Below are 18,863 nucleotides of genomic sequence, written 5' to 3' on the forward strand. Positions count from 1 at the left end.
TGCTCAGCAGCCGCTGAGGGCGAGCCGCCAGCCGGTCTTCTGCCAGGCCAGCGATTCCTCGCGCAGCAGGTGGGCCGACTGCGGGTAGGCCTCCGACCATTCGTCGCGGCAGGCCAGCGCAAAGCTGCGGTCATCGATCTTCGTCAGGCGAAGGGCCTGGGCGTCCGGGTCGCGCCGCGCGTGGCAAAGGATGACCGCCAGCCGCAGCGCCAGCAGCTGTGCGACGAAGGTTTCGTCGTCCAGCGCCGCCTCGAGCTTGCGCAGCTTGCCGCGGTGGCCCAGCACCAGCTGGCTCAGATGGTGAAGTTCGTTGGTGGCGAAGCCTGGCGCATCGGCATTGTCGAGGATGTAGGCGCCGTGCTTGTGGTAGTCGCTGTGCGAGACGAGTGCGCCGATCTCGTGCAGTTGTGCGGCCCAGCCCAGCTTGCGCAGCGCGCGCCCGGCGCGGCTGGTCGTGCCGCCGCCGCGCGCCGCCGGGTCGAGCTGCACGTAGAGCGCCGACGCGATGTCGCCCACGCGCTTGGCCTGCGCTGCATCGGCGGCGAAGCGGGTGGCCAGCCGGGCGACCGTGCTGGCCCGAAGGTCGGCCACGCTGTCGTCGCGCTCTAGCAGCTCGTACAACACGCCGTGGCGCAACGCGCCCTGGGCAACTTTCATTTCGCGGATGTCGAGCAGGTCGAACACGGCGCGCAGCACGCTGATGCCGCCGCCGATCACGGCCTTGCGGTCCTCGCGCATGCCGTCCAGACGCAGTTTCTCGACGCTGCCGGCCTTGAGCAGGCGGTCGAGCAGCCAGTCGAGGCCCTCCCGCGTGACCAGGCCCGGCGTCGCGCCGGAGGCGGCCAGCACATCGCCGACCGCGCCGATCGTGCCGGAGGCCCCGTAGGCGACGTCCCACTGGTCCGCCGCGTAGGTCGACAACGCGTCGTCGAGCACCGCCTTGGCCGCGATCTCGGCAGCACGGAAGGCGGCGGTGGTGAACTGGCCCTGCGGGAAGTGCTTCATCGACCAGGCGACGCTGCCGACCCGGTACGACTCCATCACCTGGGCTTCGAGCGCGCGCCCGATGATCATCTCGGTGGAGCGCCCGCCGATGTCGATCACCAGACGGCGCTCGCGGTCGGACACGTCGCTGTGCGGCAGCATGTGCGCCACGCCCTGGTAGATCAGCCGGGCTTCTTCTCGGCCGGGGATCACGTCGATGCCGAAGCCGAGCGCCGTGCGGGCACGCAGCAGGAACTCGTCTCGGTTGCGGGCCTCGCGCAGCGTCTGCGTCGCCACGGCGCGCACTTGCGAGCGCTTGAAGCCGGCCAGCCGCTCGCCGAAGCGCGCCAGGGCGTCCCAGCCGCGCTGCATGGCTTCGGGGGTCAGGTTGCGGCTGCTGTCGAGCCCGTTGCCCTGACGCACCACCTCCTTGAGGTACTCGGTCCGATGGATCTGGCCGTGGTCGACGCGACCGATTTCGAGCCGAAAGCTGTTGGAGCCGAGGTCGACCGCAGCGAGAAGGGTGCCGTTTTGCATGAAGGAGGAGGGCGGTCGCAGACCAGACGCAGGGAGAGAAAAGCAGACGCCATGGTAGCCGCAGCGCCCGTAGCGAAACGTGACGGTTCTGTGACGGCGTCACGAAGCCGCAGCCCTCGCAGGGCCTCGTTTCATTGGGCAGAGCGATGTCATATCGATGTCACACAAGCTTCCTACAGTCCGCTCAGCCCGATTCGGGATTGCCTGACTTCACAAAGGAAGCCTCATGAAAACGACCTTCAAATTTGCAGCCGCCGGCCTCGTGGCCGCCGCTTTCGCTCAAGTCCCCGCCTTCGCCCAGAACGTGACCGGCGCCGGCGCCAGCTTCCCCGCACCGCTGTACGCCAAGTGGGCCAACGACTTCGCCAAGGCCACCGGCACGCAAGTGAATTACCAGTCGGTCGGTTCGGGCGCTGGCCTGAAGCAGATCGAAGCCAAGACGGTCGATTTCGGCGCCTCCGACGCACCGCTGAAGGACGAAGAACTGCAAGCCAAGGGCCTGATGCAGTTCCCTACCGTCATCGGCGGCGTGATCCCCGTGGTGAACATCACCGGCATCAAGCCGGGCGAACTCAAGCTCAGCGGCGAAGTGCTCGGCGACATCTACCTGGGCAAGATCACCAAGTGGAACGACCCCGCCATCAAGGCCCTGAACGGTTCGCTGGCGCTGCCTGACGCCGCCATCGCGCCGGTGCGCCGCGCCGACGGTTCGGGCACCAGCTTCCTGTTCACCAACTACCTGAGCAAGGTCAATGCCGAGTGGAAGAGCAAGGTCGGCGAAGGCACGGCCGTGAACTGGCCCGTGGGCGCCGGCGGCAAGGGCAACGAAGGCGTCGCCGCTTTCGTGAACCGTCTGCCCAACTCGATCGGCTACGTCGAGTATGCGTACGTCAAGCAGAACAAGATGACCTATGCCCAGCTGAAGAACGCAGCAGGCAGCTTCGTGTCGCCCGAAGACACGGCTTTCAAGGCGGCTGCAGCCGGTGCCGACTGGAGCAAGAGCTTCTACCAAGTGCTGACGAATCAGCCGGGCGCACAATCGTGGCCCATCACCGGCGCCACCTTCATCCTGATGCAGAAGTCGCAGGACAAGCCCGCCAACGCGGCCACGGTGCTGAAGTTCTTCGAATGGGCCTACAAGACGGGCGACAAGACCGCCGACGACCTGGACTACGTGCCGATGCCTGACGCCGTGAAGGCCACCATCGCCACCAGCTGGGGTCAGATCAAAGACGGCTCGGGCAAGGCCATCGCGTACAAGTAAGCAGGACCGGCGCGCCGTATGAGCAGCAATCCGCTCCACGGCGCGTCTCCCATGTCTCCACCGGAGCAGCCCGTGTCATCTACCTTCCCTGCCAATCCCCAGGCGCTCGACCTCACGGCCGAGCGTGCTCGCGCTTCCGCGACACCGCCACCGGCCAAGCGGCCGCGCACCGGCGCCCTGACCGATCGTCTCTTCGGCTGGGCCGCCAAGGGCGCCGCGTTGCTGACGCTGCTGCTGCTCTTCGGCATCCTGCTGTCGCTGGTCGTCGGTGCCTGGCCCGCCATCACCAAGTACGGCCTGGGCTTTCTCACGAGCAGCGTGTGGGACCCGGTGCAGGATGAGTACGGTGGCCTGGTGATGATCTACGGCACGCTGACCACGTCGTTCATCGCCTTGGTGATCGCCGTGCCGGTGAGCTTCGGTATCGCGCTGTTCCTGACCGAGATGTCGCCGGCATGGCTGAAGCGCCCGCTGGGCACGGCCATCGAGCTGTTGGCGGCGGTGCCCTCCATCGTGTACGGCATGTGGGGTCTGCTCGTGTTCGGGCCGATCCTGTCGACCTATGTGCAGCAGCCGCTGCAAAGTCTTTTTTCCGGCGTGCCCTACCTGGGCGCGCTGGTGTCGGGCCCGCCAGTGGGTATCGGCATCCTGTCGGCCGGGATCATCCTGGCCATCATGATCATTCCCTTCATCGCCTCGGTGATGCGCGACGTGTTCGAAGTCACGCCGCCGCTGCTGAAGGAGTCGGCCTATGGCCTCGGTTCCACCACCTGGGAGGTCGTCTCCAAGGTGGTGCTGCCGTACACCAAGGCTGGCGTCATCGGCGGCATCATGCTCGGCCTCGGCCGCGCACTGGGCGAGACGATGGCCGTCACCTTCGTGATCGGCAACATGAACCAGCTCAACTCGCTGTCGGTCTTCGAGGCCGCCAACAGCATCACGTCGGCACTCGCCAACGAATTCGCCGAAGCCGGCGCCGGCCTGCACCAGGCCGCACTGATGTACCTCGGCCTGGTGCTGTTCTTCATCACCTTCGTCGTGCTGACGCTGTCGAAGATCCTGCTGCAACGCATGAAGAAGAGCGAAGGGAAGGCATCGTGACCGCCGCACGGCCGCCCGAAGGCGGTCATACCGAAGCCCGCAGGGAGAAGGTTTGCAAATGACTACCGCTGAGAAACTCCTGAGCATCAAGACGCTCAACGAAACCCGCGCGGCGAAGTTCGCCAGCCGCAAGCGTGTCAACCAGATCGCACTGACGCTGTCGCTGGCCGCCATGGCCTTTGGCGTGTTCTGGCTCATGTGGATCCTGTGGGAGACGCTGCGCCTGGGCGTCGGCGGCCTGGCGATCGCGACCTTCACCGAGATGACGCCGCCGCCGAACGAAGCCGGCGGCATCGCCAATGCGATCTTCGGCTCCTTCGTGATGGTGCTGATGGCCACCTTCGTCGGCACGCCGATCGGCATCATGGCCGGCATCTACCTGGCCGAATACAACCCCACGGGCTGGTTGTCGAACCTGACCCGCTTCGTCAACGACATCCTGCTGTCGGCGCCGTCGATCGTGATCGGCCTGTTCGTCTATGCGGTGGTCGTGGCCTACTTCAAGACCTTCTCCGGCCTGGCTGGGGCGCTGTCGCTGGCACTCATCGTGATTCCGGTGGTGATCCGCACCACCGAGAACATGCTGCAGCTGGTGCCGCCCGGTCTGCGCGAGGCGGCCTACGCCCTCGGCGCGCCGAAGTGGAGAGTCATCCTGAGCATCACGCTGAAGGCGGCGCGTGCCGGTGTCGTCACCGGTATCTTGCTCGCCGTCGCCCGCATCGCCGGCGAGACAGCACCGCTGCTCTTCACCGCGCTGAACAACCAGTTCTGGACCTCGGACGTCACCCAGCCGATGGCCAGCCTGCCGGTCACGATCTTCAAGTTCGCCATGAGCCCCTACGAGAACTGGCAGCACCTGGCCTGGGCCGGCGTGTTCCTGATCACCGTGGCCGTGCTCGCACTCAACATCCTCGCGCGAGTTCTGACGCGCAGCAAACTCTAAGGAAGGCGTCCCATGCCCACCACTGTCGCACCCCAGCCCTCGCCATCGAAGATTTCGGTCAAGGACCTGAACTTCTACTATGGCAAGTTCCACGCCCTCAAGGGCATCAACCTCGAGATTCCCGAGAACAAGGTCACGGCCTTCATCGGCCCGTCGGGTTGTGGCAAGTCGACCTTGCTGCGCACCTTCAACCGCATGTTCGAGCTGTACCCCGAGCAGCGCGCCGAAGGCACGATCGCCATCGACGGCGAGAACCTGCTGACGTCCAAGCAGGACGTGGCGCTGATCCGCGCCAAGATCGGCATGGTCTTCCAGAAGCCGACGCCGTTCCCGATGTCAATCTACGACAACATCGCTTTCGGCGTGAAGCTGTTCGAGAACCTGAACGCGAGCGACATGGACGATCGCGTCGAATGGGCCCTGAAGAAGGCCGCCCTCTGGACCGAAGTGCGCGACAAGCTGCAGCAGAGCGGCTCGGGCCTGTCTGGCGGCCAGCAGCAGCGCCTGTGCATCGCACGCGGCATCGCGATCAAGCCCGAGGTGCTGCTGCTCGACGAGCCGTGCTCCGCGCTGGACCCGATCTCCACCGCGAAGATCGAGGAACTGATCGCCGAGCTGAAGAGCGAATACACGGTGGTCATCGTGACCCACAACATGCAGCAGGCCGCCCGCTGCAGCGACTACACCGCCTACATGTACCTGGGCGACCTGATCGAGTTCGGTGCGACGGAACAGATGTTCTTCAAGCCGCAGCGCAAAGAGACCGAGGACTACATCACCGGCCGTTTCGGCTAAGGAGACAGCGATGACCGAAAAGCATTTGTCCAGCCAGTTCGACAGCGAACTCAACGGCGTTTCGTCGCGCGTGATGGAGCTCGGCGGCATGGTCGAGTCGCAGATCCGCCAAGCGGTCTACGCGCTGGCGCAGTTCGACACCGAATCCGCCGACCGCGTGATCGAAACCGAGATCAGCGTGAACGCGATGGAGATCGAAATCGACCGCGAGCTGTCGTCGATCATCGCGCGTCGTCAGCCGACGGCCCGCGACCTGCGTCTGCTGATCGCCATCAGCAAGACCACGGCCAACCTCGAGCGCGTGGGCGACGAGGCCAACAAGATCGCGCGGATGGTCAAATCGATCATCGAGAGCGGCTCGTCGCGTGCGCTGCCGTCGTCGGACTTGCGCGTGGCCGCCGATTTGGCCTCGGGCCTGCTGCGCAAGGCACTCGACGCCTTCGCGCGGCTCGACACCGCCGCGGCGCTGTCGATCCTGAAGGAAGACGACCTGATCGACCAGGAGTTCGACGGCTTCGTGCGCAAGCTGGTCACCTACATGATGGAAGACCCGCGCACCATCTCGGCCAGCCTCGACCTGCTGTTCCTCGCCAAGGCGATCGAGCGCATTGGCGACCACGCCAAGAACATTGCCGAATTCATCATCTACATCGTCAAGGGCGCGGACGTGCGGCACACTTCGATGCAGGAAATCGAGTCTGCGCTGCAGTAAGCGACACCCAAGCGAATGAAAAAACCACGCGTCCTGATCGTCGAAGACGAGTCGTCGATCGCCGAGCTGATCGCCGTCAACCTGCGCCACAACGGCTTCGAGCCGATCTGGTCGGAAGACGGGGTGTCGGCGCAGCGCGAGATCGACGCCTTCCTGCCCGACCTGATCCTGCTCGACTGGATGCTCCCTGGCCAGAGCGGGCTGCAGCTGGCGCGCCAGTGGCGCAAGGACCCGCGCACCAAGTCCGTCCCGATCCTCATGCTGACCGCGCGCGGCGACGAGCCCGACAAGGTTGCCGGCCTCGACGCCGGTGCCGACGACTACATCACCAAGCCCTTCTCCACGCAGGAGATGCTCGCGCGCATCCGCGCCGTGCTGCGCCGGCGTGCGCCGGAGGCCGTGGCCGAGCGTGTCGAGATCGGCGAGCTGGTGCTCGACACCGCCACGCACCGCGTGACCTGGCAGGGCGCGCCGCTGAAGGTCGGCCCGACGGAGTTCAAGTTGCTGGGCTACCTGATGCAGCATGCCGAACGCGTGCACAGCCGCGCGCAGCTGCTCGACAAGGTGTGGGGCGACCACGTCTACATCGAGGAGCGCACGGTCGACGTGCACGTCAAGCGCCTGCGCGAATCGCTCGGCGCTGCGGCACCGATGGTCGAGACCGTGCGCGGCGCCGGCTATCGCCTGACGGCGCAAGCCACCGTTTGAACCGCCCCTCGCGCCGCGCGCGCGGCGGATAATCGCCCGCCATGCCTTTTCGCATCGCCACTTTCCTGACGGCTTCGGCGGTCGCGGCGGCGCTCGCCAGCTGGTTGTTCGGCTGGCCCTATGTGGGCTGGGGTGCCTGGATCGGTGCGCTCGCTTGGCTGGCGCTCGACGCCTGGCGCGCGAACCGGCTGCTCGATGTGCTTCGCCAGGGTGGTTCGGGCCTGCAGTCGCGCGCGCCGGGAATCTGGGGCGATCTGGCCGACCGCATCCGAAAGTTGCTGCGCGAACGCGAACAGGAGACCCGGCTGGCGCAGGAGCGCTTGCAGGAATTCCTGGCGGCTTTCCAGGCGTCGCCCAACGGTGTGGTGCTGGTGGACGAACAAGGGCGCATCGAATGGTGCAACCAGACCGCGAGCGCGCAGTTCGGCATCGATGCCGAGCGTGACGTGGCGCAGCACCTGGCGAATCTGGTGCGCGATCCGGCCTTCGTCGCGTACCTGGCGTCGTGGAACTACAGCCGCGATGTGGTCATCGACGCGACGCACGCACGTGGTCGCGGCCAGCCGATGCGGCTGTCGGTGCAGGTGCATCCGTATGCGGGCAATCGCCGCATGCTGCTCTCGCGTGACGTCACGGCCGTCGAGCAGGCCGAGGCGATGCGCCGGGACTTCGTGGCCAATGTCTCGCATGAAATCCGAACGCCGCTGACCGTGCTCGCAGGCTTCGTCGAGACGCTGCAGAACCTGCCGCTCGAGCCCGAGGAGCGCGCCCGCTACCTGGGCCTGATGGCGCAGCAGTCGCACCGCATGGAAACGCTGGTGAACGACCTGCTCACGCTGTCGCGCCTGGAGGGCAGCGCCGCGCCGCCGGCCACGCAGTGGACACGCGTGCGGGCGCTGATGGCGCAGTGCGAGGACGAGGGTCGCGGGCTGTCGAGTCGGCTAGCGCCGCAGGCGGGGCATCGCCTGTCCTTCAAGATCGAGGCCGATTCCGAGATTGCCGGCGTGCCGACCGAGCTGCAGAGCGCGATGTCGAACCTGCTGAACAACGCGGTCCGCTACACACCTGGCGGCGGCGAAGTGGTCGTGACCTGGCGTGTGCTGCCAGACGGCCGCGGCGAGTACGCGGTGCGCGACAGCGGCCCGGGCATCGCGGCGGAGCACCTCCCGCGGCTGACCGAGCGCTTCTACCGCGTCGACCGCAGCCGTTCGCGTGAGACCGGCGGTACCGGCCTGGGTCTGGCGATCGTCAAGCATGTGGCGCAGCGCCATGGCGGCGAGCTGCGCATCGAGAGCACCGTGGGGCACGGCTCGCGATTCACGTTGACCTTCCCGGTCACGCGGGTGCGGGCGGCGCGGGCTCCGGCAAGCGCGCTCGCCTGAGCGTGCGCCACAACAGCGCCGCGAAGAGCAGCGCGGTCAGCCACAGCGCTGCGGCGCTCATCAGCCAGAAGGCCAGCGGTGACTGCATGGCCGGCCAGGGGCCCAGGCCGCGATAGGCCAGCAGGTAGCTGCCGCCCAGGCCGACACCCCACAACAGCGCGCAGTAGAGCACCAGCGGGGCGATCGTCACGCGGTAGCAGCGCAGCACGAACACGCAGAGTGTCTGGGTGGCATCGGCCAGGTGGTAGCAAGCCGTTGCGAGGAGGAGGGTGGTCGCGAGCGCTGTGACGGCCAGGTCGTCGGTGTAGATGTCGGCGAGCCATCCGCGCGCGGCCACCATCAGCGATGCGATGACCAGGGCGCCCCCCAACGTCAGCTCGAAGCCGCGGGCGCAGGCCCGTCGCGCCTGGGTCGCGTCGCCCGCGCCCAGCCAGTAGCTCACGCGCGCGCTGGTGGCGATCGACAGCGACAGCGGGACCATGTAGGCCACGGCGGTGAGGTTCGAAGCGATCTGATGCGCCGCCGACGCCGTGGCGCCCAGGCGCGCGATGAACAGCGCCATCAGCGTGAAGGAGGTGACTTCGACCAGCACCGACAACGCGCCCGGGATGCCGAGCCGGGCGAATCGCCGCAACTGCTGCCAGTCGGGCGGCTCGACGCGCGCCCAGAGCCCGTACGCGCGGTAGAAGTCCTGGGTGCGCAGCAGCCACACTGCCAGCGCGAACATGCCCCAGTTGACCACCAGCGTGGCCCACCCGCAGCCGACCAGGCCGAGCGCCGGCACCCCGGCGCCGCCGAATGCGAACCAGATCGACAGCGGCACCTTGAGCGCCAGCGCGCCCATCTGCACCCAGGTCACGAGCTTCGGCTTGCCCAGGCCCTGGTTGAGCGTGCTGAACAGCCGGAACAGCAGCGCGGGCGGTAACGCGAAGGCCAGCACGGCGAGGTAGGCCTCGACATCGCCGCGCATGGCGTCGGGCACGGCGGTCCAGCGCAGCAGGGCGCCGGGCATCAGCAGCACCGCCATGCCGAGGGCGATGGCGCCGCCGCACAGGTAGAGGGCTTGGCGCACCGATCGGCCCACCTCGGCCTGACGCCGCGCGCCGTGGAGTTCGGCCCAGACCGGCAGCAGCGCCTGGAGACCGCCGATGAGGGCCACGAACACGCTGATGAAGATGGCCGAGCCGACGGACAGCGCCGCGAGGGCGTCCTGCGCATAGCGGCCGGCCACGATGGTGTCGGTGACGCCGAAGGCCATCACCGCGAACTGGCCGGCGAGCACGGTGCCGGCGTGCCGCGCGATCATCCGGCGTTCGCTCGTCACGGGGCGATGCGCTGGTAGAGAAAGATGTCGTCGCTCGCGCTGGTCGGGCGGCGGAAGGTGCCGGCCAGCTGCCAGCGTTTGAAGTCGATCGCCGTGCCGGGCCGGCCGAGGGCTTCGGGGCTCACCAGCAGCCAGGGGCAGGCCGTGTCGACGGCAACGGCCGCCCCGCTGGCGAGCGGCTTCAGGTCGAAGTGGCCGTGGAACTGGAGTGCGGCGATATGCGGTCGCGTCAAGGCGAGGGCCGAGACGCACGGCGTCGTGCCGACGCGATCGGCGATGGCGCGGACCTGCGGCGCATAGCTCAGCGCGTGGTCGAGCGCTGGCAGCCACAGTGTGGTGCCCAGCAGCCAGCACAGCGCCGCGCCGCCGCCGGGCAGCACCAGCGTCTTCCAGAGCGCTGCCCGATGCCGGCCCGTGCGCCAGCGCACCAGCCAGCACCAGGCCACCGTCGCGGCAATCGCGAACGCGAAGTTCAACCAGGAAAAAGTCGGCACGAAGCCGGGCACCAGGCGCGTGATGCTTGCCGCCATCTTCGGTGGCACGCCGGTCTGCATGGCGATCCAGTACGCCCAGATGATGAAGGCCGCGCCGCTGAAGAAGAGCAGGGTGAACCAGTCGACCAGTGCCGCGGCACTGCGGCGGAACGTGGGCAAGGCGAACGCGGCCAGGGTCGCGAGCGCTGGCAGGGCGAGCAGCAGCGAGCGCTCGGAGAAGCCTGTCGTCCAGGTGGCGACGAGCGGGACCAGTGCGAACCACAGCGGCAGCATCACATGGCGCGCGGTGAGCTGCCGACGCCAGCGCCACAGCGTCCACAACGCCAGCGGCCAGGCCGGCCAGGTGAACCACAGCATCAGCCTGGCCTGGCTGCGAAGGTCGGCGCCCACGGTGCGGCCTTCCAACTGGCCCGGCAGCATGATCTGCCAGCGCCACAGCCCCAGTGCGAGCACCACAACGAGCGCGAACAGTGCGATGCCAAGGATTTCCAGCGAAGCCGTGGCACGGTAGCCCGGCTCTTCGTCCGAGGGGTCGGCGAGTGCGCGGTGGCGGTCCAGGGCGACAAGCAGGGCCGCGCCGATCGTCAGAACAATGCCGATCGTCGGGGCACCACTGAGTGCCAGTCCGAACAGCCCGACGGCCAGCGCAACGCTGGCGCCGATGCGCTGATACGGCAGCGCTGCCACGCCGTAGAACAGGGTCGTGATGAAGAAGAGCTGGGCCAACGCCGGCGTCGTTTCATGGCCAAGCTGGGCGAGCCCCAGGCAGGCGATCAGCGCCAGCAGCGCGCCGTCCGCGATGGCGCGAGCGTAGTCGGTCGGCTGTGCCTCGCCCCCGAACGCGAAGGCCACAGGCTGCGCATGGGGCGTGCGCGCCAGGTGGTACACCGCGTACCACGCGGCGGTGAAAACGCCCCACAGCAGCACGGCGAAGGCGATGCGCACCGCCAGATCGGGATGCACCCAGGAGGGCGCGATCTTGATCGCCAGCGCGCCGATCCAGTACGGCAGCAACGCGGGCGGCTCGGGCCGCAGGCCAAGCAGCAGCGGGTCGAGCCAGCGCGCCAGGCCCTCGGTGCTTCGCGCGAGTTCGGCCATGTACCCGTAGGACGCGATGTCGGCACTCTTCCAGGGGCCCCGCCCCAGCAGGCCCGGCATCAGGTAGGCCGCGCACAGCAGCAGGAGCGCCAGCCGTGGCAGGCGGCGGACGGCGCTCTGGGCAACGATGGCGGGCGTCGGCTGGGTGTTCAACGGAAGGGGCGTGCGCTCGAAGGAAGAATGAAAAAGGGCAGCACGGTAAACCGGGCTGCCCTTGATCCGGGTCTGCGGGAAGCGGCGAGCTTACTTGGAAGCGGTGCCGGTGGTCTTGCCGAAGCGGTTGCGGAACTTCTCGACGCGGCCACCCATGTTGTCCACCGACTTTTGCGTGCCGGTGTAGAAGGGGTGCGATTCGCTCGTGGTGTCCAGCTTGAACAACGGCAGTTCGCGACCGTCGTCGGTCTTGCCCATTTCCTTGGTGTTCGCGCACGAACGGGTCACGAACTTGAAGCCGTTCGACATGTCGACGAACAGGATCTCGCGGTAGTTCGGGTGGATGCCTTCTTTTGCCATGGTGTTTCCTTGGGGTCGATGCGAGAGCCACACATCCGCAGCACCAGGGCTTGGGGATGGGTCCCACAATCACACAGATCACGGGAACGGCTGGGCACGGCGCCCGGCTGCACTTTTCGCGTAGCCCGCGATTATCGCATACTGGGCATTTGATCCGTCAAGGCGATCCCGAGCCTTTTTCCCATGACCCCAGCCGCTTTCTCATTGCCCTCGACCGCCGGCGCGTTGCGCGTCGGCCTCGTCGGCTACGGCTTCGCCGGCCAGACTTTTCATGTCCCGGTGCTGTCGGCTGCGCCGGGCCTGGAGCTGGCGGCCGTCGCTAGTTCTCAGCCACAGAAAGTGCAGGCCGACTGGCCGGGCGTGCCGGTCGAGCCCGACGCCGCGGCGCTACTGGCCCGGCCCGACATCGATCTGGTGGTGATCGCGACACCCAACGCCCAGCATCACCCGATCGCCAAGGCGGCGCTCGAAGCCGGCAAGCATGTGGTGGTCGACAAGCCTTTCACGCTCGATGCGGCGCAGGCGCGCGAACTTGCGGCCCTGGCGCAGCAGCGCAATCGGCTGCTGTCGGTCTATCAGAATCGCCGCTTCGATGCCGACTACCTCACCTTGCGTGACGTGCTGGCCAGCGGTCAGCTCGGGCGACCCGTCTATTTCGAGTCACATTTCGATCGTTTTCGCCCTGGGGTGCGTGAGCGCTGGCGCGAGCAGGCTGTTCCCGGTGCGGGCCTCTGGGTCGACCTGGGCGCGCACCTGCTCGACCAGGCCATGCAACTCTTCGGCAAGCCCGACACGCTCTTGCTCGACACCGCCGCGCTGCGCGACGGCGCGCAGGTCGAAGATCACTTCCATGCGCTGCTGCGCTACGACACCGGGCTGCATGCACCCCTGCGCGTGGTTCTGCATGCCACCACACTCGCGGCCCACGCCGCGCCGCGCTACATCCTGCACGGCACCCGCGGCAGCTATGTGAAGCATGGCGTCGATCCGCAGGAGGATGCTTTGCGGGCGGGTGGCCGGCCGGGCGGTGACAACTGGGGCGTCGACCCCGTGCCCGGTGAACTCAAAGCGGTGGCGATCGAGAACTGGGTGCGCGAGAGCACCGTGCCGAACCGTCGCGGCAACTACGTCGACTACTACGCCGCAGTGCGCGACGCCATCCGAGGCGTCGGCCCCAACCCCGTGCCACCGGAAGAGGCCGTGGCGTTGATGGAACTCCTCGACCTCGGCGCGCGCAGTGCCACAGAGGGCCGAGCGCTCACCCCATAAAAAAAGCCCGTCGAGAGACGGGCTTTCGTTCGTGAAACACCGCGGAACCGGCTCCGCCGGGCCGCTGGTGTTGCCCCCTCGAGGGGGAGCTGGCTACACGAAGTGAGCCAGTTCGGGGGTGGGCTAACCTCAGCCGCCCCGGCGCATCATGTCGAAGAACTCGACATTGGTCTTCGTCGCCTTCATGTTCTTGAGCATCAGCTCCATCGACTCGATCTCGTCCATGTTGTACATGAGCTGACGCAGGATGCGGGTCTTCTGCAGGATCTCGGGTGCCAGCAGCAGTTCTTCGCGGCGCGTGCCGCTGCGGCTCAGCTGGATCGACGGGAACACGCGCTTTTCGTACAGGCGGCGGTCCAGGTGGATTTCGCTGTTGCCCGTGCCCTTGAACTCTTCGAAGATCACTTCGTCCATGCGGCTGCCGGTGTCGATCAGCGCGGTGCCGATGATGGTCAGCGAGCCGCCTTCTTCCACATTGCGCGCGGCGCCCAGGAAGCGCTTGGGGCGCTGCAGCGCGTTGGAGTCAACACCGCCGGTCAGCACCTTGCCCGACGAGGGCACGACGTTGTTGTAGGCGCGGGCCAGGCGGGTGATCGAATCGAGCAGGATCACCACGTCCTTCTTGAGCTCGACCAGGCGCTTGGCGCGCTCGATCACCATTTCGGCGACGTGCACGTGACGCGCGGCGGGCTCGTCGAAGGTCGAAGCGATGACCTCGCCGCGCACGGTGCGCTGCATTTCCGTCACTTCTTCCGGGCGCTCGTCGACCAGCAGCACCATCATGTGGACGTCGGGGTAGTTGGCGCTGATCGCATGCGCGATGTGCTGCATCATCACCGTCTTGCCGCTCTTGGGCGGCGCCACCAGCAGGGCGCGCTGCCCTTTGCCGATGGGGGCGATGATGTCGATGATGCGGCCGGTGATGTTCTCTTCGCTCTTGACGCCTTCGCGTTCGAGCTTCATCTGTTCCTTGGGGAACAGCGGCGTCAGGTTTTCGAACATCACCTTGTGCTTGTTCTGCTCGGGCGGGCCGTCGTTGACCTTGTCGAGCTTGGTGAGCGCGAAGTAGCGCTCGCCATCCTTTGGCGTGCGCACTTCGCCTTCGACCATGTCTCCGGTGTGCAGGTTGAAGCGGCGCACCTGGCTCGGCGAGATGTAGATGTCGTCGGTGCTGGCGGTGAAGCTGGTGTCGGGGCTGCGCAGGAAACCGAAGCCGTCGGGCAGGATTTCGAGCACGCCGTCAGCGAAGACCTGTTCGCCGGCCTTCGCGCGCTTCTTGATGATCGCGAACATCAGCTCCTGCTTGCGCATGCGGCCGGTGTTTTCGATCTCAAGGGCTTCGGCCTGCTTGAGGACTTCAGACACGTGGAGTGCCTTGAGTTCGTTTAAGTGCATGGAGCGACCCCTGGCGGGGTGGTGTCGAACGGAAAACGGGGGGAGGTTTAAGGAGAGGCGAGAACTGCCTCACAAACCGGGGAACTCAAACCGGGCGAGCCGGTGAACTGAGAGAGATTATGACAGGAAAAAACGAGGCGGCCGGCGCATTGCGCGGCGACCGCCTTGGGGCCGACTCAGGCGAGTTGCTGGTCGATGAAGGCGGTCAGTTGCGCCTTGCTCATCGCGCCCACCTTGGTGGCGGCCAGCTGACCGTCCTTGAACAGCATCAGCGTGGGGATGCCGCGGATGCCGAACTTGGCAGGGATGTCGCGGTTCTCGTCCACGTTCATCTTGGCAATCTGCAGCTTGCCTTCGTAGGTCGCGGAGACTTCGTCGAGGATCGGCGCGATCATCTTGCACGGGCCGCACCACTCGGCCCAGTAGTCGACCAGGACAGGCTTGCCCGACTGCAGCACGTCGGCTTCGAAGGAGGAGTCGGAGATGTGTTTGATCAGATCGCTGGCCATGGTGTTGTCCTTGTGACGCGGGGTTGCGCTGCAGCTAAAGTGCTGGGCATTGTGGCAGAAACCAAGTGGCAGCGTCCCCGGTGCGGACGCTATGGGCGCGATAGCCGAAGGCCCTTCTCTTTTCGAACTTGGATCCCCTGAATGAATACTCTGAAGACCGTTGCCGTGATCGGCGGCGGGCCCGCCGGCCTGATGGCGGCCGAGACCTTGAGCGCCGCCGGCGTGCAGGTCGACCTCTACGACGCTATGCCCTCGGTGGGGCGCAAATTCCTACTGGCTGGCCGCGGTGGCCTCAACCTCACGCATTCGGAGCCCTTCGAGATCTTCGTGCAGCGCTTCGGCGATCGGCGTGCGCAGGTCGAGCCGATGCTGCGCGACTTCGGGCCGGATGCGCTTCGGGCCTGGGCGCAGGGCCTCGGCGTCGAAACCTTCGTCGGCACCTCAGGCCGTGTGTTTCCGGTCGACATGAAGGCTGCGCCGCTGCTGCGTGCCTGGCTGCAGCGGCTGCGGGGTGCGGGCGTGCGCTTCCACATGCGGCATCGCTGGCAAGGCTGGGCTTCGTCGGATGCCATGCCGACCACGCTCGACTTCGCGACACCTGCGGGTCGTGCCACGGTGCAGGCGGATGCCGTCGTGCTGGCCTTGGGTGGCGCAAGCTGGCCGCGCTTGGGTTCCGACGGCGCATGGGTGCCCTGGCTGCGGGCACGCGGCGTCGATGTCGCGCCGCTTCAGCCCTCGAACTGCGGCTTCGACGTCGCCTGGAGCGCGCATTTCGCGTCGCGTTTCGCCGGCCATCCTTTCAAGTCGGTGGCCATCCGCGTCGTCGATGCGGCGGGCCGCAGCTTCGAACGCAAGGGGGAGTTCGTGGCAACCGCCACGGGTATCGAGGGCAGCCTGGTCTATGCGGCATCTGCCTTGCTGCGCGACGAGATCGCGCGCACGGGCCACGCCATGGTGTCGGTCGATCTGTTGCCCGATCGGTCTCCCGAGCAGGTCCACGCTGCGGTGATGCATCCGCGCGGGTCGCGCTCGCTCAGCAGCCATCTGAAAAGCCGGCTCGGTCTGGAGGGCGTCAAAGCCAGTGTGTTGCACGAAGCACTCGGTCGTGACGGAATGCAAGCGAACGAAGCCTTGTCGCACGCCATCAAGGCACTGCCGCTTCGTCTCGTCGCAACGCGGCCCGTCGCCGAGGCGATCAGCACCGCGGGCGGCGTGCGCTTCGATGCGATGGACGCCCACACCATGCTGCAGCGCTTGCCCCATGTGCATTGCGCGGGCGAGATGCTCGACTGGGAAGCGCCGACTGGCGGCTATCTGCTGACAGCTTCGATGGCGAGCGGCGTGGCTGCTTCAAAGGGCGTGCTGCGGGAGTTTCAAACCATGTCGCCAACGTCTTAGTACTTGTGGCTGACATGCATTTGTTCGGTGACCCGCACACAATCCCCGCACGAGAGGGTTCGTTGCCAGCATGCATCCGCAAGTCGATATCAAGAAGGTCCGGGACCGCTACTTCAATTACAGCGTCAGCACGGGGTCGGCTGACGAGCGTCACGTACGCGAAGGGCTGAGGTCGATTGCGGAATGCCTGCACGACGCCGCGACTGCGCTCAGCGCCCACTTCAGCGTCGCGCGGCTGAGCTACGAAGGCGAGCCGCTCGGCGCCTACCGCATTGCAAGCATGGAACACGACACGCTGGCGTTGGCCGACACCTTGCGGGAGAAACTGAAGGCCAACCGCACGCCGGTCTGATTGGCGCCCGCGGCGTGTCGAAAAAGAAGGTTGACGAGCCTTACCCCCGGCACTGGCTACGCAGTTAGGGCTGCTTGGTTCCCCACCTGACCCGGTTGGCCGCTTCACCATGCGGGGAGGCCCGTCAGCGGTCATTCTAGCGTGCGTTGGAGTGCCCACACCGCGCACGGGAATGCGCGTCGTCGGCTTTTAGAATGGGTCGATGTCCTATCTCGTGCTTGCCCGCAAATACCGACCCCGCAACTTCGAAGAGATGGTCGGTCAGGAGCACGTGGTGCAGGCACTCTCGAACGCACTGACCACGCAGCGGCTTCACCATGCCTACCTGTTCACCGGGACGCGTGGCGTGGGCAAGACCACCGTGTCGCGTGTGCTGGCGAAGTCGCTCAACTGCCAGGGGCCCGACGGTCAGGGCGGCATCACCGCCACGCCGTGCGGCGTCTGCCAGGCCTGTCGCGACATCGACGCCGGTCGCTTTGTCGACTACACCGAACTCGATGCCGCGTCGAACCGTGGCGTGGACGAAGTGCAGTCGCTGCTCGAGCAGGCCGTGTACAAGCCGGTGCAGGGGCGCTTCAAGGTCTTCATGATCGACGAAGTGCACATGCTCACCAACACCGCGTTCAACGCGATGCTGAAGACGCTGGAGGAGCCACCCGAGTACCTCAAGTTCGTGTTGGCGACCACCGATCCGCAGAAGGTGCCGGTCACGGTGCTCTCGCGCTGCCTGCAGTTCAACCTGCGGCCGATGGCGCCAGAAACGGTGCTCGAACATCTCACGCAGGTGCTCGCGGCCGAGCAGGTGCCGGCCGAGCCGCAGGCCCTGCGCCTGCTGGCGCGCGCTGCACGTGGTTCGATGCGCGATGCGCTGTCGCTGACCGACCAGGCCATCGCCTTCGGCAACGGCGAACTGCTCGAAGGCGGCGTGCGCCAGATGCTCGGCAGCGCCGATCGCAGCCATGTGTTTCGGCTTGTCGATGCGTTGGCGCAAGGCGATGGAAAGACTGTCGTCGAAACCTCGGAGGTGCTGCGCCGCGACGGCCTGTCGGCCGCGGCGACGTTGGAAGAAATGACGACGGTGCTGCAGGCCATGGCGGTGCTGCAGGCCGTGCCTTCGCGCGCCGCGACGGCCAGCGACACGGACCCCGACGCGGCGGAGACGGCGCGCCTCGCCGGCCTGATGCCGCAGGATGAAACGCAGTTGCTCTACAGCCTCTGCCTGCACGGTCGCGGCGAGCTCGGGCTGGCGCCGGACGAGTACGCGGCGCTGACGATGGTGCTGTTGCGCCTGCTGGCCTTCAAGCCCGCCGAGTCGGCATCCCCGGAAAAAAAAACTCTGAATGATGGCCAGGCGGTGCCTCGCACGGTCGCCGAGGCTCCGCCAGGCGCTCCGATAGCAGCGGCGCCGGCGGTACTCGCCGTGCGAGCCATGCCATCGCCACCCACCACGGCGCCCGCGCCCGCCACGCCGCAAGAAGCGCAATCCAATGCCGCGCCCGCCGGACAACGCCTGCCGGTGCGCGATGCCCCGCCTGTCGCCCATGGCGCTGCACCGGCGCAGGACGCGCCGGCACGCGTGCTCGCCATGCCGGTGCGCGTGCAGCCGGCGCCGGGCGCGCGCGAGCAGATGCGCGAGATCGAGACCCCCGCGGCCAGCATCGAACCGAGCGAGGAGGGCGACTTCTGGTACGCCACGGTGACGCAGATGGTCGTGGCCGAAGCCATCGGCGCGCTGACGCGCGAGCTGGCGCTGCAATCGCAGCTGGTGGCACGCGACGTCGACCAGTGGTTGCTGCGCGTCGAGCGCGAGTCGCTCAACCAGACCTCGACCCGGGAGAAGTTGCAGGCGGCGCTCGCCGGGCTCGGCCATGCGGTCAAAATCGCGATCGAGATCGGCGGTGTGACGGACAGCCCCGCACGCCGCAACAAGCTGGCCGCCGAAGCGCGGCAGCGCACGGCGGAGGACACGATCCGCAACGACCCCGAGGTGCAGTCGCTGATGCAGCAGTGGGACGCGAAGATCGTCCCCGGCACCCTGCGACCCGCCTAACATCACCCTTTTCATTCAACGAACTTTCAGGATCA

The 18,863-nt window shown here is 66.9% G+C and carries 17 protein-coding genes and 1 other RNA gene; 11 read left to right on the top strand and 7 right to left on the bottom strand.

Annotated elements, in window-relative coordinates:
- Positions 1-3 precede the first annotated feature (3 nt).
- Positions 4-1,521 (bottom strand): Ppx/GppA phosphatase family protein, encoded by a 1,518-nt coding sequence (locus ACSFA0_RS08560; protein WP_435449775.1) that lies wholly within the window; start codon positions 1,519-1,521, stop codon positions 4-6.
- Positions 1,522-1,747: 226 nt separating this feature from the next.
- Between ACSFA0_RS08560 and pstS the strand changes: the two genes are divergently transcribed.
- From pstS to phoR, 7 genes are read left to right on the top strand one after another with little or no spacing between them, the layout of a single operon-like run.
- Positions 1,748-2,785 carry a phosphate ABC transporter substrate-binding protein PstS gene (gene pstS / locus ACSFA0_RS08565; protein ID WP_435449776.1) on the top strand — a complete coding sequence of 346 codons (1,038 nt, stop codon included), beginning with the start codon at positions 1,748-1,750 and terminating at the stop codon, positions 2,783-2,785.
- A gap of 51 nt (positions 2,786-2,836) precedes the next feature.
- The gene (pstC, locus tag ACSFA0_RS08570) at positions 2,837-3,886 is read left to right on the top strand and encodes a phosphate ABC transporter permease subunit PstC (protein WP_435449777.1); all 1,050 of its coding nucleotides are present in this window, start codon (positions 2,837-2,839) and stop codon (positions 3,884-3,886) included.
- A gap of 58 nt (positions 3,887-3,944) precedes the next feature.
- The gene (pstA, locus tag ACSFA0_RS08575; RefSeq protein WP_435449778.1) at positions 3,945-4,829 is read left to right on the top strand and encodes a phosphate ABC transporter permease PstA; all 885 of its coding nucleotides are present in this window, start codon (positions 3,945-3,947) and stop codon (positions 4,827-4,829) included.
- A 12-nt stretch (positions 4,830-4,841) separates the two neighbouring features.
- The gene (gene pstB / locus ACSFA0_RS08580; protein WP_435449779.1) at positions 4,842-5,624 is read left to right on the top strand and encodes a phosphate ABC transporter ATP-binding protein PstB; all 783 of its coding nucleotides are present in this window, start codon (positions 4,842-4,844) and stop codon (positions 5,622-5,624) included.
- A 10-nt stretch (positions 5,625-5,634) separates the two neighbouring features.
- Positions 5,635-6,336, top strand: coding sequence for a phosphate signaling complex protein PhoU (gene phoU, locus ACSFA0_RS08585; RefSeq protein WP_435449780.1), 702 nt, complete (start codon positions 5,635-5,637; stop codon positions 6,334-6,336).
- 15 nt (positions 6,337-6,351) lie between these two features.
- Positions 6,352-7,044 carry a phosphate regulon transcriptional regulator PhoB gene (phoB, locus tag ACSFA0_RS08590; protein WP_286646633.1) on the top strand — a complete coding sequence of 231 codons (693 nt, stop codon included), beginning with the start codon at positions 6,352-6,354 and terminating at the stop codon, positions 7,042-7,044.
- Between the two features lie 41 nt (positions 7,045-7,085).
- Positions 7,086-8,426 (top strand): phosphate regulon sensor histidine kinase PhoR, encoded by a 1,341-nt coding sequence (gene phoR / locus ACSFA0_RS08595; RefSeq protein ID WP_435449781.1) that lies wholly within the window; start codon positions 7,086-7,088, stop codon positions 8,424-8,426.
- Here phoR and ACSFA0_RS08600 read toward each other — a convergent pair.
- The 3 genes from ACSFA0_RS08600 to ACSFA0_RS08610 all read right to left on the bottom strand — a co-directional run bounded on the left by ACSFA0_RS08600 (position 8,380) and on the right by ACSFA0_RS08610 (position 11,855).
- Positions 8,380-9,732: an MATE family efflux transporter gene (locus ACSFA0_RS08600; protein ID WP_435450926.1), complete on the bottom strand. Its 1,353-nt coding sequence runs from the start codon at positions 9,730-9,732 to the stop codon at positions 8,380-8,382. The two genes, phoR and ACSFA0_RS08600, sit on opposite strands and share 47 nt — an antisense overlap.
- A gap of 14 nt (positions 9,733-9,746) precedes the next feature.
- A complete protein-coding gene (locus ACSFA0_RS08605; protein ID WP_435449782.1) occupies positions 9,747-11,495 on the bottom strand; it encodes a hypothetical protein in 1,749 nt (582 codons plus the stop codon).
- A 90-nt stretch (positions 11,496-11,585) separates the two neighbouring features.
- Positions 11,586-11,855 carry a type B 50S ribosomal protein L31 gene (locus ACSFA0_RS08610; RefSeq protein WP_257860341.1) on the bottom strand — a complete coding sequence of 90 codons (270 nt, stop codon included), beginning with the start codon at positions 11,853-11,855 and terminating at the stop codon, positions 11,586-11,588.
- A gap of 183 nt (positions 11,856-12,038) precedes the next feature.
- Between ACSFA0_RS08610 and ACSFA0_RS08615 the strand changes: the two genes are divergently transcribed.
- Entirely contained in the window at positions 12,039-13,124 is a 1,086-nt protein-coding gene (locus tag ACSFA0_RS08615; RefSeq protein ID WP_435449783.1) for an oxidoreductase, read from the top strand.
- A 129-nt stretch (positions 13,125-13,253) separates the two neighbouring features.
- On the opposite strand, the gene rho is transcribed toward ACSFA0_RS08615, so the two are convergent.
- A complete protein-coding gene (gene rho / locus ACSFA0_RS08620; protein WP_262076769.1) occupies positions 13,254-14,519 on the bottom strand; it encodes a transcription termination factor Rho in 1,266 nt (421 codons plus the stop codon).
- Positions 14,520-14,695: 176 nt separating this feature from the next.
- Positions 14,696-15,028 carry a thioredoxin TrxA gene (gene trxA, locus ACSFA0_RS08625; protein WP_140838010.1) on the bottom strand — a complete coding sequence of 111 codons (333 nt, stop codon included), beginning with the start codon at positions 15,026-15,028 and terminating at the stop codon, positions 14,696-14,698.
- A 141-nt stretch (positions 15,029-15,169) separates the two neighbouring features.
- On the opposite strand from trxA, the gene ACSFA0_RS08630 reads away from it, so the two are divergent.
- Entirely contained in the window at positions 15,170-16,426 is a 1,257-nt protein-coding gene (locus ACSFA0_RS08630) for a TIGR03862 family flavoprotein (RefSeq protein WP_435449784.1), read from the top strand.
- 70 nt (positions 16,427-16,496) lie between these two features.
- Complete coding sequence (locus ACSFA0_RS08635; RefSeq protein ID WP_435449785.1) at positions 16,497-16,778, top strand: hypothetical protein; 282 nt, start codon at positions 16,497-16,499, stop codon at positions 16,776-16,778.
- Positions 16,779-16,807: 29 nt separating this feature from the next.
- Here ACSFA0_RS08635 and ffs read toward each other — a convergent pair.
- Positions 16,808-16,904, bottom strand: an RNA gene (ffs, locus tag ACSFA0_RS08640) — signal recognition particle sRNA small type.
- Positions 16,905-16,980: 76 nt separating this feature from the next.
- Between ffs and dnaX the strand changes: the two genes are divergently transcribed.
- Positions 16,981-18,828 (top strand): DNA polymerase III subunit gamma/tau, encoded by a 1,848-nt coding sequence (gene dnaX, locus ACSFA0_RS08645; protein ID WP_435449786.1) that lies wholly within the window; start codon positions 16,981-16,983, stop codon positions 18,826-18,828.
- The last annotated feature ends 35 nt before the right edge of the window (positions 18,829-18,863 follow it).

The organism is Variovorax restrictus, from assembly GCF_051216715.1.
Lineage (GTDB): Bacteria > Pseudomonadota > Gammaproteobacteria > Burkholderiales > Burkholderiaceae_C > Variovorax.

Coding starts and splice junctions, on each gene's coding strand:
- dnaX (WP_435449786.1), top strand. CDS start 16,981: ATGTCCTATCTCGTGCTTGCCCGCAAATACCGACCCCGCAACTTCGAA.
- ACSFA0_RS08610 (WP_257860341.1), bottom strand. CDS start 11,855: ATGGCAAAAGAAGGCATCCACCCGAACTACCGCGAGATCCTGTTCGTC.
- pstC (WP_435449777.1), top strand. CDS start 2,837: ATGTCTCCACCGGAGCAGCCCGTGTCATCTACCTTCCCTGCCAATCCC.
- phoU (WP_435449780.1), top strand. CDS start 5,635: ATGACCGAAAAGCATTTGTCCAGCCAGTTCGACAGCGAACTCAACGGC.
- phoR (WP_435449781.1), top strand. CDS start 7,086: ATGCCTTTTCGCATCGCCACTTTCCTGACGGCTTCGGCGGTCGCGGCG.
- ACSFA0_RS08600 (WP_435450926.1), bottom strand. CDS start 9,732: ATGATCGCGCGGCACGCCGGCACCGTGCTCGCCGGCCAGTTCGCGGTG.
- ACSFA0_RS08615 (WP_435449783.1), top strand. CDS start 12,039: ATGACCCCAGCCGCTTTCTCATTGCCCTCGACCGCCGGCGCGTTGCGC.
- phoB (WP_286646633.1), top strand. CDS start 6,352: ATGAAAAAACCACGCGTCCTGATCGTCGAAGACGAGTCGTCGATCGCC.
- pstB (WP_435449779.1), top strand. CDS start 4,842: ATGCCCACCACTGTCGCACCCCAGCCCTCGCCATCGAAGATTTCGGTC.
- ACSFA0_RS08560 (WP_435449775.1), bottom strand. CDS start 1,521: ATGCAAAACGGCACCCTTCTCGCTGCGGTCGACCTCGGCTCCAACAGC.
- ACSFA0_RS08635 (WP_435449785.1), top strand. CDS start 16,497: ATGCATCCGCAAGTCGATATCAAGAAGGTCCGGGACCGCTACTTCAAT.
- rho (WP_262076769.1), bottom strand. CDS start 14,519: ATGCACTTAAACGAACTCAAGGCACTCCACGTGTCTGAAGTCCTCAAG.
- pstS (WP_435449776.1), top strand. CDS start 1,748: ATGAAAACGACCTTCAAATTTGCAGCCGCCGGCCTCGTGGCCGCCGCT.
- trxA (WP_140838010.1), bottom strand. CDS start 15,028: ATGGCCAGCGATCTGATCAAACACATCTCCGACTCCTCCTTCGAAGCC.
- ACSFA0_RS08630 (WP_435449784.1), top strand. CDS start 15,170: ATGAATACTCTGAAGACCGTTGCCGTGATCGGCGGCGGGCCCGCCGGC.
- pstA (WP_435449778.1), top strand. CDS start 3,945: ATGACTACCGCTGAGAAACTCCTGAGCATCAAGACGCTCAACGAAACC.